Consider the following 15,776-nt stretch of genomic DNA (forward strand, 5'->3'; position numbering starts at 1 on the left):
TGCCCCCGATAGGGCCATCAGCCACACCGCTAAACCCCAGCCCGAGCCTGCAAACTCAAATGCGCCCTCTCCCCCGGCGCCAAACTGGCCCCGGCCATCGCCGATTCCACACACACAAACCCCGACGCCTCGTTGAAGCTCACGCCCAGCAACGGCCGGCTGCCCGGATGCCAGACCACGGTGTCCGCACTGTCACCCGTGTCGATGCACAGTTCACGCTGCCAAGCATGATCCTTGAGCTGCAATTCACCCTCGTGCTGGAACACCCGCTGACACCCACCGTCCACCCGCAACTCGCCTTCCTGCTGGCAAACCTGGCGACTGAGTTGGTCATAACCTTGCGCACCGTCGAGCCCAGACAGCGCTATCTCGTCGACGTGACCAATACGCCAGTAAGCGTGCAAAGCATGGCTCAACTGGCACGGGAGTTCGTCCTGATGCTCGGTGCTCAGGCGCAGTTCCAGGGTGTCGCCCAGGTGCGCGTGCAGGTCGACCTGCCAGTCGCACAGCTGCAATTGCCAGTGCAGACGCACGCCGTCGTCGTCGGTGCTGCTGTCGAGGAGCTTCCAGTCGATCAACCGCGCCCAGCCGTGAGATGGCCATGCGTTTTCGCTCGGATGGCGGCCATACCACGGCCAGCACACCGGCACGCCGCCACGGATGGCGCCGACTTGCGGCCACTTGGCCGCGCACCACAACCAGGGTTTCTGGCCACGGGGTTGGAAATGCAACAGTTGCGCACCCTGGCGGCTGAACACCGCCTGGCACAGCGGGTGGTCAATCACCAGCACATCGCGCATCTGAAAGCGCTCCCAGGCGAACACCGGACGCTCGCGCAGGGATTTGAAAAAGCGTTGCAGCGGATGCTCATGCATGTGCCACGGTCCTGAATATCACAGTGCAGCCCAAAAAAAAGCGGATAGCCATGGCTACCCGCAAATGCGCACAGAGAGAAGGAGCTTATCGCAACAGCGTTAGAACGTAGACTGAATTTTCAGGCCAGCCACCAGCGCGTTGTCGACTTTATCCACGCCGCCCGGTTGGACAACGTATTGCAGGTTGGGACGCACGGTCAGCCAGTTGGTGACGTGGAAACCGTAGTTGATTTCGAAGTTGTACTCGGTCTCGCGAATCGGCCGGTACAGTGGGTTGTCATAGTCGCTCACGCCGTTGGAGGCATTGAGCAGTTCGGCGTCTTTCTTCACGTCATCGTTGACGTGCAGACGCGCGGCACCAATACCGACGTCATCTTTTGGACGCGCATCGAATGGGCCTTTGTACACCAGCATGATCGACTGGTAGTTGTCGACAGTGTTGGTTTCCTTGTCGTGGAACGTGGCGTTGGCAGCGATGTTCAGGCCACGGGAAGCATCACCGTTGTGGCTGGTGAGTTGCTGTTGCGCAACGAACCAGTAGCCTTTTTTGCTGCTGTGGGTGCGGTAGTCTGCGCGGGTAGTGGCCGCGTCATTGCCATTCACGTCTTCACGGACGTCGCTGGCATCGGCGGCGCTCTTGTAGAAGCCCACACGGTATTCGCCCGGCAGGTTATTCACCTTCGGCGACCAGACCAATTCCACCGGGATCACAGTGCCTTTGGTGCCGCTGCCACTCAGTTTGAAGCCGTTGCCGTGCTCCAGTTGCGACGGGTTCTGGTTGTACGCGCCGATTTGCGCATACAGCTCAGGCGTGATGTTGTACTTCACGCGGATCGCGGCCTGGCTGACCGGCCAGTTGTACCAGGTGCTGACGTAGTTACCCACTTGCGAGCCGCAGAACGACAGGTTCTGGAAGTCGCATGGGAAGGTGTTGAAGTCTTCGCCTTCACCGAAGTAGCCGAGCTTGACGTCCAACTTGTTGTCGAACATCTGGTGCTGGATCCAGAACTGGGTCAGACGCACCATGTGGCCACGGCCGTAGACTTCCATCGACGAGCTGAGCGTGCCGGCACGCGGGTCGCCAATGCGGTCGTTGGAGATGTTCTGGCCATTACGGTTGGTGAACTGGATCTTGGCCTGGGTGTTGTCCCAGCCCCACAGTTTTTGCAGGTCCAGGGCAACGCCCAGACCGAACTGGTCAGCGTAGCGACCGGTCTTGTCGTTGTTGTAACCACCGTGGGCGTTGTAGCCCATTTCCCCTACGTAGTCGGCCTTGATATCGATACCTTGCTCGATCAGCTTGGTACGCTCGCCGCCCCAATCGCCGGTCATCCATTTGGAATCGGCGCTGAACGCATCGGCCGCCATCGCATTGGCGGACAATACAAGGGCTGCTGCAGCTGACAGTTGGCAGATCAGCCGGGTGTTGTTGTGTTGCTTTTTCATCCCTACATCCTCGTCTTTATTGTTATTAAACTGTTTTTATCTAACGCGGGTTACATTTTTTTAACTAAAACAACAACTTATCTCGTTCAGCGACCCTTGAATTGGGCCACGTTATCGGCGTGCCCCTGTGTCGGCACTGAAGTAGCCGTGCCCAGACGCTCACCGGTGTTGGCGTCAAACAGCAGCACCTTGGCCGGATCGAATTGCAGGGTCAGGGTCTCGCCCACCTGAGGTGCCACATCGGGCGCCAGGCGGCAGCAGACTTTGGTGTCGTTGAGTTGCACGAACACCAGGGTGTCCGGCCCGGTCGGCTCGGTGACCTGGACTTCGGCACGAATGCTCGACGCACTGTCGCCCTCGCCCGCCGCCAACAGGATTTGCTCCGGGCGCAGGCCCAGGATCACGTCGCGGTCTTCCAGGCCGGCATCTGTCACGTTCAACGCCAGCTCGCAACGCGCCTGGCCGCTGTCGAGCAGAGCTACCAGGCGACCGTCCTTGCGTTGCAGGCGCAGCGGCACAAAGTTCATCGGCGGCGAGCCGATAAAGCTCGCCACAAATTGGTTGGCCGGGTTGTTGTAGATCTCTTTCGGCGTGCCGAACTGCTGGATGATGCCGTCCTTCATGACCGCCACTTTATCGCCCAGGGTCATGGCTTCGATCTGGTCGTGGGTCACGTAGACCGTGGTGGTCTTGAGGCGCTGGTGCATCAGTTTCATTTCGGTGCGCATCTCGACGCGCAGCTTGGCGTCGAGGTTGGACAGCGGTTCGTCGAACAGATAGATCTTCGGCCGACGCGCCAACGCCCGGCCCATGGCCACGCGCTGCTGCTGGCCGCCGGAGAGTTGGCCCGGCTTGCGGTTGAGCAGGTGTTCGATCTGCAGCAGCTTGGCCACGCGCGCGACTTCGGCGTCGATGTCGGCTTGAGGCATCTTGCGGATCTTCAGGCCGAATTCGATGTTCTCGCGCACGCTCATGGTCGGGTACAGCGCGTAGGACTGGAACACCATGGCGATGTCGCGGTCCTTGGGGCTCATGCCGCTGACGTCTTGATCACCGATCATGATCGCGCCGCCGGTGATGGTCTCAAGGCCGGCGATGCAGTTCATCAGCGTGGATTTACCGCAGCCCGAAGGGCCGACCAGGATCAGGAATTCACCTTCCTTGATCGACAGTTCGATGTTCTTCAAGGTGTCGGGCAGGCCGGCGCCATAGGTCTTGTTTACATTGCGAAGTTCAAGCGTAGCCATGATTACCCCTTGACCGCGCCGGCCGTGAGGCCGCGCACGAAATACTTGCCTGCGATCACATAGACCAGCAGGGTCGGCAGCCCGGCGATCATCGCCGCCGCCATATCCACGTTATATTCCTTGGCCCCGGTGCTGGTGTTGACCAGGTTGTTCAGCGCCACCGTGATGGGCTGGGAGTCGCCACTGGAGAACACCACGCCGAACAGGAAGTCGTTCCAGATCTGGGTGAACTGCCAGATCAGGCAGACCATGATGATCGGTGTCGACATCGGCAGAATGATCTGACGGAAGATGGTGAAGAATCCCGCACCGTCCAGGCGCGCGGCCTTGATCAGCGCGTCCGGAATGCTCACGTAGTAGTTACGGAAGAACAGCGTGGTGAACGCCAGGCCGTAGACCACATGGATGAACACCAAGCCAGTGGTGGTGCTCGCCAGGCCCATCTTGCCGAGGGTGAAAGACGCCGGCAGCAGCACGGTCTGGAACGGCAGGAAGCAGCCGAACAACAGCAGGCCGAAGAACAGCTGTGAACCACGGAAGCGCCAGAACGACAGCACATAGCCGTTCAATGCGCCGATGGCGGTGGAAATGAGTACGGCGGGAACGGTGATCTTGATCGAGTTCCAGAAGTAACCATCGACGGTGTCCCAGGCCTTGACCCAGCCAATGCCGGTGACCACGGTGGGCCAGCTCAGCAGGTTGCCGTTGGTGATGTCTTCCGGGGTTTTGAAGCTGGTGAGCAGCATCACCACCAGCGGCACCAGATACAGCAGCACCGCAAGGATCAGCACCGCGTAGATCGCAACGCGGCTCAGGCTGATGGCCGGTTTGTTAGCGAGACTAGTCATTACGCTTGGTCCTCAGCTCGGAGTAGAGGTAAGGCACGATGATCGCGAGGATCGCACCGAGCATCAGGATGGCACTGGCAGAGCCCATGCCCATCTGGCCACGGCTGAAGGTGAACGAGTACATGAACATCGCCGGCAGGTCGGACGAATAGCCCGGACCACCCGCGGTCATGGCCGCCACCAGGTCGAAGCTCTTGATCGCAATGTGCGCCAGGATCATCACCGCACTGAAAAACACCGGACGCAGGCTGGGCAACACCACGCTCCAGTAGATGCGCGGCAGGCTCGCGCCGTCGATCTGGGCGGCACGGATGATCGATTGATCAACGCCACGCAAACCGGCAAGGAACATTGCCATGATGAAACCGGAGGCTTGCCAGACAGCGGCGATCACCAGGCAATAGACCACACGGTCCGGGTCGATCAGCCAATCGAGACGGAAGCCTTCCCAGCCCCAGTCACGCAGGAGTTTGTCCAGGCCCATGCCCGGGTTGAGCAGCCATTTCCAGGCGGTACCGGTGACGATCATCGAGAGCGCCATCGGGTACAGGTAAATAGTGCGGATGAAGCCTTCGCGGCGGATTTTCTGGTCGAGGAAGATCGCCAGGGTCACGCCGATCACCAGGGTGATGCCGATAAACATGCCGCCAAACAGCGCCAGGTTCTTGCTCGCCACCCACCAGCGATCGTTGTCGAATAAACGCTCGTACTGCGCCAGGCCCGCCCACTTGTAGCTCGGCAGGAACGTAGACGTGGTGAACGACAGCACAAACGTCCACAGGATGTAGCCGTAGAAGCCCACCAACACGATGAACATGCTGGGCGCCAGCACCAATTTGGGTAGCCAGCGCTGCAGTGCATCGAACGGCGAGGCTTTGCTGAACACAGCAACAGAACTCATGGGAAAATCCAATACAGGGAAAAGGACTACAGAAACAGGCCTTGTGAGGGGTCAGGGGTCCCCCTCACAAGGTCAGCTGTTACTTGGCTGACTTGATCGCAGCGCCGAGCTTCTTGGCGGTGTCGGCCGGGTCGGCTTTCGGGTCGTTGATGAAGTTGGTCACGACATCAAAGAACGCACCTTGCACAGCCAGGGTGGTGGCCATGTTATGCGCCATGCTTGGTTGCAGGCCGCCGGACTTGGCGTCTGCCAGGAAGTCCTTGGCGGCGGTCTGGGCGCAGGAGTCGAAGCCGAGCTTGTCCATTTCGTTGAGCATGTCGGTACGAACAGGGATCGAGCCCTTGTTGATGCTGAACACCTTCTGGAAGTTTTCACCCAGCACGACTTTGGCGATGTCCTGCTGACCGGCGGCGGTGCCTTTGTCTTTCTGCTTGAACACTGCCAGGGAGTCGATGTTGTAGGTGAAGGCTTTGTCGGTGCCCGGGAAGGCTACGCACTCGTAATCCTTGCCGGCGACTTTCTTGGCGGCCGTCCATTCGGACTTGGCCCAGTCACCCATGATCTGCATACCGGCCTTGCCGTTGATGACTTTGCCAGCTTCGAGGTTCCAGTCCTGGCCTTTGCCATCGACGTCCATGTAGGTCGCGACTTTCTTCAGCTCGGTGAGGGACTTGACCATTTCCGGGCCAGTCAGCGCAGCGTTGTCCAGGTCGACCAGGGCTTTTTTGTAACCATCGGCACCCATCACCGAAAGCACGACCGCTTCAAACACGGTGCTGTCCTGCCAAGGCTGACCACCGTGGGCAAGCGGGATGAAGCCTGCGGCCTTGAGCTTGTCGCCGGCTGCGTAGAATTCTTCGAGGGTGGTCGGGTTCTTGGTGATGCCGGCTTTCTTGAAGACTTCCGGGTTGATCCACAGCCAGTTCACACGGTGGATGTTGACCGGTACGGCAACGTAGTCACCGTCGTACTTCACGGTGTCGGAGACTTTCTTGTCGAGCAGGGAGTCCCATTTTTCTGCTTTGGCGACGTCTTTGAGCACGTCGGTGTCGAGCAGACCGGTGGACGCCCATTCCTGGATGTCGGGACCTTTGATCTGGGCAACGCCGGGCGGGTTGCCGGCGACCGCGCGGCTTTTCAGCACGGTCATGGCCGTGGCGCCACCGCCACCTGCGACGGCACCGTCTTTCCAGGTGAAGCCGTCTTTCTCAACTTGGGCCTTCAGGACATCTACAGCCGCTTTTTCGCCACCCGAGGTCCACCAATGCACAACTTCAACCGTCCCTTTGGAGTCGGCGGCAAATGCACTGAGGGGAAACAACGAGGCAACGGAAATAGCTACGGCGAGGCGATTAATCGCGTTCATCTGAATACCTTTTCTTGTTGTTATGCATGCAAGTCTAGGGCTTGCGCTGCACGGAGTTTAAACATGGTTTTTTCGAGCGCAGGTAACAAAGGGATGCACAAATGTCACCACTTGGTGACATAGCGCCCAGCACTCAACGCGCTGGTCATGCTCGGCGCCAAGGGCAGTGCAGGCAGCACCACCGCTTGCCAGGCATGGTACAGGTCCGGCTTGCCACCCCAGATGTTGCTGCTGGGCTGGTTGTGCGGATTGAGTTCGTGGTGCCAACTGCCGTGGATACGGTCGATGAAGTGGATTTCGCAGAACTCCCAGAAGCGCCGATACCAGATCTCGTAATGCAGTTCGCCCGTGCGTTTAAGCAAGGCTTGGGCTGCAGCGCTGGCCTCAGCGTGCGTCCAATGCAGGCGTTCGCACACCACCGGCTGGTGGTTCCAGTCCAGGGTGTAGACGATGCCGGGGGCGCCATCCACGGCCCAGGCATATTCGCAGGCACTGGCGAACAGGCCCTTGGCGTCGCTCACCAGCCACTCTGGCGTGACAAGCCCGGCTTGCAGGCGAGCGGCTTCCAGGTGCAGCACCAGCCGCGCCCATTCAAAACCGTGGCCGGGGGTGATGCCATAGGGGCGGAAGCCGTCGGCGCGGTTGTCTTCGTTGTAGTTGAGCAGCGGTTGCCAGTGCGGGTCGAAATGCTCGATGACCATGAACTGGTTGCTGGCCGCATGGGTGTGAATCACGCGCTCGACGATCCGCAGTGCACGGTCCAGCCAGCGGGTATCGCCCGTCACATCGGCCAGGGCGAGGAAGGCTTCGGTCGCGTGCATATTGCTGTTGGCGCCGCGATAGGCTTCGACGCCGCTCCAGTCCTGGGCAAAGGATTCGAGCATCACGCCCTCTTCTTCGCTCCAGAAAAACTGGTCGATGATGTGGGTCGCGTCATTGAGCAGGTTTTGCGCACCCGCTGCTCCCGCCACCACGGCCGAGCTGGCCGCCAGGGCGACGAACGCATGCAGGTAGGCGGCCTTGCCGGTGTTGCCATCCTGGGCCTGGGGCGTGGCGAACCAACCGCCGTGCTTGCTATCACGCAAAGGGCCACTGAGGGCCGCGACCCCGTGCTCGACCAGCGCCGCATAGCCCGGCAGACCCATGGCATGGGCCATGGCGAAGCTGTGGGTCATACGGGCGGTGTTCATGGTTTCGGCGTGGGCATTGGCCGGCAGTTGGCCTTTGTCGTCAAGGTTGCCAAACCCTTCTGGCAGGCGCGACGCCTTGGCAAATGCCAGCAGGCGCTGGCCTTCGGCAGCGAGCCAGGCATGGTGGGCAGGCGCGTTAAGCCAACTGCTGGCAGGCAGTGGTTGCATGGTCATGGGTGGCCCTTATTATTTTTTGTGGGATGACCGGAGTCTAAACAAGGGCGGGAGGTGGGCACGTAACGAAGGGGATGGGAAATGTCACCAAGTGGTGACATTGCAAAAGGACAGATGACTCCAGTGGTGAGCGGGCTCACCACAAGGGTCAGTCATCCCGGATGCCAGACGTCATTGGCCCAGCGGGGTGACCTTCGCCGGCGCGTTGAGCTGTTGCTGCAGGTTCTGCACCTGGCTCTGCAATGTAGTGATATTGCGCGTGGTCTGGATGCGGAACACGTCGAACTCTTTGTTGGTCGGCGCATCGCTATTGGCCGGCTGGTTGTCCTGCGCGCTTTTGAGCACCACCAAATCCTGCTCAAGACGCGCGATGGCGGCGCTTGGGTTGCCTTGTTTTTTCAGCGCCGCAACGTCGGCGACCAGCTCTTTGATCTCTGCGTCGCGCTTGCCCGCATCACCCTGTGCCGCCTTGAGCGTGGCTACGGCGTCGGTCAGGGCCTGGACCTGGCCTTGCAGCTTGGCGTTGGCGCTCGACAGCTCGGTAGTGCTGGCTGTCATTTGGGCGAGGCGTTTGTCCAGTTCGGTGGCCTGGCCGGCGACGCCGAGCTGCTGCTTGCCCTGCTCCAGCAATTGGCTTTCCAACTGCTTGATCTGCAGTTTCAATGCTTCGCTGCCGTTGTTCACGCTGGCTTCACTGGCGACAACCTTGCCGGAAATATCCTGCAGGCGCCCCGCCGCTTCTTCGCTGATGCGTGCAAAACTTTCCTGGGTGGCAACCAATTGCTGGCCCATCAGGGATATCTGCTGGAAGCTCCACCAGGCCAGGCCGGCAAAGGCGATCAGCAGCGCGCCGATCAATGCCCACAGCGGGCCGGTGTTGGCGCCCTTGACCTTGACCACTGGGGTGTTGCGCGAACGCACCGAGGTGGCCGGGGAAGGTTCGAAATCGTCGTCATCCCCAGTATCGGCCCGCAGGCTGGGAACGTTGTCGAAGTCGTCTTTAGCATCGTTACGCATGAATCAACCCTGAATCGCTGAAGTGGCTGGAACGCCGAACGACGGGAGTATAAACCGCAGCCCCGTCGCACTGATCGACTCGGAACCGCGAATTCGGTTCCCCATGTGTTGCCTGGTGTGACCTTACTTGAACCCTGGATCCTGGGCCTTCCACCAACCGCAGAACTCGTCGAGGGCGGTCCACAGGCTGACCTTGGGCTCGTAATCCAGATAATGCCTGGCGCGGCTGATGTCGAGGGTGAAATCTTTGTTCATCACTTGCATGCCCAGGCGCGACAACGCGGGTTCCGGCCGCCCAGGCCACATCGCGCAGACGGCCTCGTTCAGCGCCGCCACGCTGTAGGACAAACCATAGGACCGATATCGGGTGACCTGGGGCAATTCCATTTGGCGCATCACGTAGTTCACGACATCCCACACCGGCACGGGCGCGCCGTTGCTGATGTTGTAGGCCCGGCCCAACGCCGAGCCGGGCGCCAGCAAGCTGCTGAGCAGGGCTTCGTTGAGGTTGTGAATGCTGGTGAAGTCGACTTTGTTCAGGCCGTCACCGACGATCGCCAGGCGCTTCTTGCGCTGCATTTTCAACAGGCGCGGGAAGATGCTCATGTCCCCGGCGCCGGTGACGAAACGCGGGCGCAGGGCCAGCACTTCGAGACCGAACTCCTGGGCGCCGAAGACCTTCTGCTCCGCCAGGTATTTGGTCGCGGCGTAGGGATGCTTGAAGCGCTTGGGCACTTGTTCTTCGGTCAGGCCCAAATGATCACGGCCATCAAAATAGATCGACGGCGACGACAGGTGCACAAGGCGCCCGACCCGCTGTTTAAGGCAGGCCTCGACAACGTTTTCGGTGACCAGCACGTTGCCCTGGTGAAAGTCCTGGTAACGCCCCCACAGCCCCACGGCACCGGCGCAGTGCACCACGGCTTCGACATCGCGGCACAGGTCGCGCACCAGGTCGGCGTCATTCAGATCACCCTGGATAAACTCGGCACCGCGCCGTACCAGGTGCTCCACACCCTCGGCGCGCCGCCCGTTGACCCGCACGTCCAGGCCCTGCTCCAGGGCGAAACGCGCAAAGCGCCCGCCGATGAAGCCGCTTGCGCCGGTGACCAGAATCTTCATGTATTACCCCGTGTTCTTTCGTTTTTCATCGCTGTTGCCTTGACGACCGCCATCAGTCCAACGGCACCAACCATTGGCCACATGACTGGGCCAGATGGTCGGTCAGCAGGCCCAACAACTGCCCGCCGCTGCGCCAATGATGCCAGTACAACGGTACATCGATGGGCTTATCTGGCAACAACTCCACCAGCACGCCCTTTTCAAGTTGGTCGCGCACCTGCAATTCGGGCACCAGGCCCCAACCAAGCCCGGATTCCGCCAGGCGGATAAAGCCTTCGGAAGATGGGCATAAATGGTGTTCGAAACCGCCGTCCACGCCCAGGGATGCCAGGTAGCGGTGCTGTAGGAAGTCATCCGGGCCAAACACCAGCGCCGGGGTACGAACCAGTTGATCGGCGCGCACGCCTTGCGGGAAGTGACGAGCAATAAAGGCCGGACTGGCCAGCGCCCGATATCGCATGGCGCCCAGCAACAGGCTGCGGGCTCCGGCCACCGGGCGTTCACTGGCACAGATACACGCCGCCACTTCACCGGCGCGCATGCGTTTGAGGCCGACTGTCTGGTCTTCCACAATCAGATCCAGCAACAAATGCTGTTCGGCGCAGAAGTCACTGACGGCCTCGGCCCACCACGTCGCAAGGCTGTCGGCATTGAGGGCGATGCGCAGGCGTTCGGGCATGCCCTCGTCGTCCAGCGCGGGCACCTGGCTTTGCAGGTCGCGCTCCAGCAACCGCACTTGCTGCACATGGTTAAGCAGGCGCCGCCCGATATCGGTGGGTGTGGGCGGTGATGCGCGCACCAGCACCGGCTGGCCGATACGCGCTTCCAATAACTTGATGCGCTGGGAAATGGCCGACTGCGACAGCCCGAGCACTTGGGCGCCGCGTTCGAAGCCAGCCTGTTCCACCACCGCCGCGAGGGCGGAAAGCAATTTATAGTCGAACATCAGTTTCTCTAATGAGCGATCAGCAATATTGGTTTTTCTTATACAGCCTCGCCCGTGAGAATGACCAGCATTGCTTACCTCTAATAAGGAACCTCCCATGGCTGGCGAAACCGCCCCGGCAACCCTGCTGCGCAGCATGAGCCCGCACCTCAATGACGGTGACTACGTGTTCTGCACCCTGCCCGACCACCGGATCCCGACCGGCTACTACCACGATCATCTGTTTGTCGGCCGCGCCGATGCCGAGCGCGCAATGCACGTGCTGCGGCAACTGGCGGCGGACGCGGAGTAAATCCTATGTGGCAAAGCTATCTGAACGGGCTGCTGGTCGCCCTCGGCCTGATTATGGCCATTGGCACCCAGAACGCCTTTGTCCTGGCACAAAGCCTGCGCCGCGAGCATCACTTACCCGTGGCGGCATTGTGCGTGGTGTGTGATGCGCTACTGGTGGCCGCCGGGGTGTTCGGCCTGGCCACGGTGCTTGCGCAAAACCCGCTGCTGTTGGCGATTGCGCGCTGGGGCGGCGCGGCTTTCCTGTTGTGGTATGGCACTCTGGCACTGCGGCGGGCGTTCTCCACGCAGAGCCTGGAACAAGGCGGCAACCTGAAAGTACGCTCGTTGCGCGCCGTGTTGCTCAGTGCCTTGGCGGTGACGCTGCTCAACCCCCACGTTTACCTGGACACCGTGCTGCTGATCGGCTCGCTCGGCGCACAACAGACCGAACCTGGCGCCTATGTCGCCGGGGCCGCAAGCGCATCATTCCTGTGGTTCACCACCCTGGCGCTCGGCGCGGCGTGGCTCGCACCCTGGCTTGCACGCCCCGCCACCTGGCGCCTGCTGGACCTGCTGGTGGCGGTGATGATGTTCAGCGTGGCCTACCAATTAATAAGCGCGCCATGAACTTATTCCAAAAGGCTCTGGAACCTCTATTCCACACAGTTGTTGCGTGGTTTTGCCGCACCCCCGGTGCTATGATCCTGCCCCTGCGCCGCAAAGAGTACAAACTCCCCGGCGCTTGTTTGGCCGCCCGTGATCGGCCTTGCGCTCACCGCAACTGACCTGATTAGGAGAATCATCATGGCTTTCGAATTGCCGCCGCTGCCCTACGCACACGATGCCCTGCAGCCGCACATCTCCAAGGAAACCTTGGAATACCACCACGACAAGCACCACAACACCTACGTCGTGAACCTGAACAACCTGGTGCCTGGCACCGAGTTCGAAGGCAAGACCCTGGAAGAGATCGTCAAATCCTCTTCGGGCGGCATCTTCAACAACGCCGCTCAGGTCTGGAACCACACTTTCTACTGGAACTGCCTGGCGCCAAACGCCGGCGGCCAACCGACCGGCGCACTGGCTGAAGCCATCAACGCTGCGTTCGGTTCGTTCGACAAGTTCAAGGAAGAGTTCACCAAGACGTCCGTCGGCACCTTCGGTTCCGGTTGGGGCTGGCTGGTGAAAAAGGCTGACGGTTCCCTGGCCCTGGCCAGCACCATCGGCGCCGGCAACCCGCTGACCAGCGGCGACACCCCGCTGCTGACCTGCGACGTATGGGAACACGCCTACTACATCGACTACCGCAACGTGCGTCCAAAGTATGTGGAAGCGTTCTGGAACCTGGTCAACTGGAAGTTCGTGGCTGAGCAGTTCGAAGGCAAGACCTTCACTGCCTAAGCAACCCTTGCAGTAAAAAGAGCCCGGCGATTGCCGGGCTTTTTTATGCTGTAAAAAAGGCGGAACCCAACAGGCCGTTTTTGCCACGCAATCAGCGAGAGGAATTTTCCTCTACTACCTGTCGGAGAAATAACAATGATTAATGGTGCAACGGCAGCAATTCCGGTGGTTGGAGACCTGTTGAAAGCAGCCATTCCCGTCGTGGGAGATGTGGTCAAGGCGATTGCGCCACTGCTTCAACCCTTTGCGGATGCGATGGCAAAGAAAATTGGAGGCGAGGACACTGAGGCTTCAGACAAACCCGTAGATTTTTCCGCGCCAAAGGCTGAAAAGATAACGGTCACGTTCTCGCAATAAACAAGAAGACGCTGGTAGCTCAAGGGGGCAAGCAGTCTTGCTTGCCCCCTCACTCAGGGCTTTTCGGCGCGGGCACCAGGCCTGCGCCATTAGAATGTGATTTGCGGCGGCTGGCTCGAACTCCCGCCGGCAGAACCCACTGAGCCACTCAACACGGTTTTTGCGAGGTCCGCTGCCATGCTTGCCGCCTGGCCCACCAGTGGAAGAACCATAGGGGCCAGCGCCGATGCTGCTGCCATTCCTGCTCCTGCTGCGATCATCCGTCAATACTCCGAAATGTGTGAAAGGGGTATTCCTTTCATGACTTGGGTGGCCAGTTCCGAGTCTTCGGTTCCGTTTTTCGTAACTTTTTACGGATGGCCCAATGTCCCTTTGACTGCCATCACCAGATTGCCAATACTCATGGCATAGTGAAGGCCACCCGCATGAGACAAGGAATGCCCCTTTGAAGCTGGAACTCAAGAACAGCTTGTCGGTGAAGTTGCTACGGGTTGTGCTGCTGTCGGCGTTGATCGTGGGCGTGGCGCTGAGCGTGGCGCAGATCGTTTTCGATGCGTACAAGACGCGCCAGGCCGTAGCGGGCGATGCCCAGCGCATCCTCGACATGTTTCGCGACCCCTCGACCCAGGCCGTCTACAGCCTGGACCGCGAGATGGGTATGCAGGTGATCGAAGGGCTGTTTCAGGACGACGCCGTGCGCATGGCCTCCATCGGTCATCCCAACGAAACCATGCTCGCGGAAAAAAGCCGTGCCTTGCAGCAATCCTCCAGCCGCTGGTTGACCGATCTGATCCTGGGACGGGAACGCACCTTCACCACCGCATTGGTCGGTAAGGGCCCCTACAGCGAGTATTACGGCGACCTGAGCATCACTCTGGACACGGCCACCTATGGCAAAGGTTTTATTGTCAGCTCGGTGATCATCTTTATTTCCGGGGTGTTACGTGCCTTGGCCATGGGCCTGGTGTTGTATCTGGTTTACCACTGGCTGCTGACCAAGCCGCTCTCGCGGATTATCGAGCACCTGACGTCGATCAACCCGGACCGCCCCAGCGAGCACAAGATCCCGCAACTCAAGGGCCACGAGCACAACGAGTTGGGGTTGTGGATCAACACCGCCAACCAGTTGCTCGAATCCATCGAGCGCAACACCCACCTGCGCCATGAAGCAGAAAGCAGCCTGTTGCGCATGGCTCAATACGACTTCCTGACCGGGCTGCCGAATCGCCAGAAACTGCAGGAGCAACTGGACAGGATCCTCATCGACGCCGGCCGCCGCCAGCGCCGCGTGGCGGTGTTGTGCGTGGGGCTGGATGACTTCAAAAGCGTCAACGAGCAGTTCACCTACCAGGCTGGCGACAAATTGTTGCTGGCCCTGGCAGACCGGTTGCGTGCCCACAGCGGCCGCCTCGGCACCCTCGCCCGCCTGGGCGGCGACCAATTCGCCCTGGTACAGGCCGATATTGACCAGCCCTACGAAGCGGCGGAGCTGGCGCAAAGTATCCTCGACGACCTGGAGGCGGAGTTTGCCCTCGATCATGAGGAAATTCGCCTGCGCGCCACCATCGGCATCACCCTGTTCCCGGAAGACGGCGACAGCACCGAGAAGTTGCTGCAAAAAGCCGAACAGACCATGACCCTGGCCAAGAGCCGTTCGCGCAACCGCTATCAGTTCTATATCGCCAGCGTCGACAGCGAAATGCGCCGTCGCCGCGAGCTGGAAAAAGACCTGCGCGACGCCTTGGGCCGTGAGCAGTTCCACTTGGTATACCAGCCGCAAATCAGCTATCGCGACCAACATGTAGTGGGTGTAGAGGCGCTGATCCGCTGGCAACATCCGGAACACGGCCTGGTGCCGCCGGACCTGTTTATTCCGCTGGCCGAGCAGAACGGCACCATCATCCCGATTGGCGAATGGGTGCTGGACCAGGCCTGCCGGCAATTGCGCGAATGGCATGACCAGGGCTTCACCGACCTGCGCATGGCGGTCAACCTGTCTACCGTGCAGTTGCACCACGCCGAGTTGCCACGGGTGGTCAATAACCTGATGCAAATCTACCGGCTACCGCCGCGCAGCCTGGAGCTGGAAGTCACCGAAACCGGCCTGATGGAAGACATCAGCACGGCCGCCCAGCACCTGCTGAGCCTGCGCCGTTCCGGGGCATTGATCGCCATCGATGACTTCGGCACCGGCTATTCATCGCTGAGCTATCTCAAGAGCCTGCCGCTGGACAAGATCAAGATCGACAAGAGCTTCGTCCAGGACCTGCTGGACGATGACGACGATGCGACGATCGTACGGGCGATTATCCAACTGGGCAAAAGCCTGGGCATGCAGGTCATCGCCGAAGGCGTGGAAACCGCCGAGCAGGAGGCTTACATCATCTCCGAGGGCTGCCATGAAGGTCAGGGCTACTACTACAGCAAACCCCTGCAGGCCCGGGAGCTGGCGGTTTTTTTGAAGCAGGCCGAGCGCAATAACGCAGCCATTCTCTGACGCGGCAAAACGATACTGAATATTTCCCGCGTTTAACCCTTTACACAAAATGCAAATCTTTCGCATTATGTCGCAGTTTTTGCGCTCTCGCGCGCGCCCTATCAACAACCGAAGCA

Annotated in this window: 15 protein-coding genes; 5 read left to right on the plus strand and 10 right to left on the minus strand. The window is 60.2% G+C overall.

Features of this window, described 5'->3' with window-relative positions; translation table 11 throughout:
* Nucleotides 1-29 precede the first annotated feature (29 nt).
* The 10 genes from NDJ82_RS22915 to NDJ82_RS22960 form a co-directional block, all read right to left on the minus strand.
* Nucleotides 30-875 carry a D-hexose-6-phosphate mutarotase gene (locus NDJ82_RS22915; RefSeq protein WP_099585441.1) on the minus strand — a complete coding sequence of 282 codons (846 nt, stop codon included), beginning with the start codon at nt 873-875 and terminating at the stop codon, nt 30-32.
* A 99-nt stretch (nt 876-974) separates the two neighbouring features.
* Nucleotides 975-2,321 carry a carbohydrate porin gene (locus NDJ82_RS22920; protein WP_250926356.1) on the minus strand — a complete coding sequence of 449 codons (1,347 nt, stop codon included), beginning with the start codon at nt 2,319-2,321 and terminating at the stop codon, nt 975-977.
* Nucleotides 2,322-2,407: 86 nt separating this feature from the next.
* Nucleotides 2,408-3,568 (minus strand): ABC transporter ATP-binding protein, encoded by a 1,161-nt coding sequence (locus tag NDJ82_RS22925; RefSeq protein ID WP_099585443.1) that lies wholly within the window; start codon nt 3,566-3,568, stop codon nt 2,408-2,410.
* 2 nt (nt 3,569-3,570) lie between these two features.
* A complete protein-coding gene (locus NDJ82_RS22930) occupies nt 3,571-4,416 on the minus strand; it encodes a carbohydrate ABC transporter permease (protein ID WP_099585444.1) in 846 nt (281 codons plus the stop codon).
* Nucleotides 4,409-5,317, minus strand: a complete 909-nt coding sequence (locus NDJ82_RS22935) for a carbohydrate ABC transporter permease (RefSeq protein ID WP_003175732.1) — start codon at nt 5,315-5,317, stop codon at nt 4,409-4,411. The genes NDJ82_RS22930 and NDJ82_RS22935 overlap by 8 nt, the downstream gene beginning before the upstream one ends.
* Before the next feature lie 79 nt (nt 5,318-5,396).
* On the minus strand, nt 5,397-6,683 hold the full coding sequence (locus NDJ82_RS22940; protein WP_099585445.1) for an ABC transporter substrate-binding protein: 1,287 nt from the start codon (nt 6,681-6,683) through the stop codon (nt 5,397-5,399).
* Nucleotides 6,684-6,787: 104 nt separating this feature from the next.
* The gene (locus NDJ82_RS22945; RefSeq protein WP_250926357.1) at nt 6,788-8,047 is read right to left on the minus strand and encodes a D-mannose isomerase; all 1,260 of its coding nucleotides are present in this window, start codon (nt 8,045-8,047) and stop codon (nt 6,788-6,790) included.
* 171 nt (nt 8,048-8,218) lie between these two features.
* The gene (locus NDJ82_RS22950; RefSeq protein WP_250926358.1) at nt 8,219-9,064 is read right to left on the minus strand and encodes an ATPase; all 846 of its coding nucleotides are present in this window, start codon (nt 9,062-9,064) and stop codon (nt 8,219-8,221) included.
* A gap of 123 nt (nt 9,065-9,187) precedes the next feature.
* Nucleotides 9,188-10,186 carry an NAD-dependent epimerase/dehydratase family protein gene (locus NDJ82_RS22955; protein WP_158877803.1) on the minus strand — a complete coding sequence of 333 codons (999 nt, stop codon included), beginning with the start codon at nt 10,184-10,186 and terminating at the stop codon, nt 9,188-9,190.
* A gap of 52 nt (nt 10,187-10,238) precedes the next feature.
* The gene (locus NDJ82_RS22960) at nt 10,239-11,132 is read right to left on the minus strand and encodes a LysR family transcriptional regulator ArgP (RefSeq protein WP_250926359.1); all 894 of its coding nucleotides are present in this window, start codon (nt 11,130-11,132) and stop codon (nt 10,239-10,241) included.
* 97 nt (nt 11,133-11,229) lie between these two features.
* Between NDJ82_RS22960 and NDJ82_RS22965 the strand changes: the two genes are divergently transcribed.
* From NDJ82_RS22965 to NDJ82_RS22985, 5 genes are all read left to right on the plus strand, one after another.
* A complete protein-coding gene (locus NDJ82_RS22965; RefSeq protein ID WP_250926360.1) occupies nt 11,230-11,424 on the plus strand; it encodes an ACT domain-containing protein in 195 nt (64 codons plus the stop codon).
* 5 nt (nt 11,425-11,429) lie between these two features.
* Entirely contained in the window at nt 11,430-12,032 is a 603-nt protein-coding gene (locus NDJ82_RS22970; RefSeq protein ID WP_099585451.1) for a LysE/ArgO family amino acid transporter, read from the plus strand.
* A gap of 177 nt (nt 12,033-12,209) precedes the next feature.
* The gene (locus NDJ82_RS22975) at nt 12,210-12,806 is read left to right on the plus strand and encodes a superoxide dismutase (protein WP_003212997.1); all 597 of its coding nucleotides are present in this window, start codon (nt 12,210-12,212) and stop codon (nt 12,804-12,806) included.
* A gap of 135 nt (nt 12,807-12,941) precedes the next feature.
* On the plus strand, nt 12,942-13,163 hold the full coding sequence (locus tag NDJ82_RS22980) for a hypothetical protein (protein WP_158877804.1): 222 nt from the start codon (nt 12,942-12,944) through the stop codon (nt 13,161-13,163).
* 445 nt (nt 13,164-13,608) lie between these two features.
* Nucleotides 13,609-15,660: a putative bifunctional diguanylate cyclase/phosphodiesterase gene (locus tag NDJ82_RS22985; RefSeq protein ID WP_099585453.1), complete on the plus strand. Its 2,052-nt coding sequence runs from the start codon at nt 13,609-13,611 to the stop codon at nt 15,658-15,660.
* Nucleotides 15,661-15,776 lie beyond the last annotated feature (116 nt).

The organism is Pseudomonas sp. SR18, assembly GCF_023701505.1.
Classification (GTDB): domain Bacteria; phylum Pseudomonadota; class Gammaproteobacteria; order Pseudomonadales; family Pseudomonadaceae; genus Aquipseudomonas; species Aquipseudomonas cyclaminis.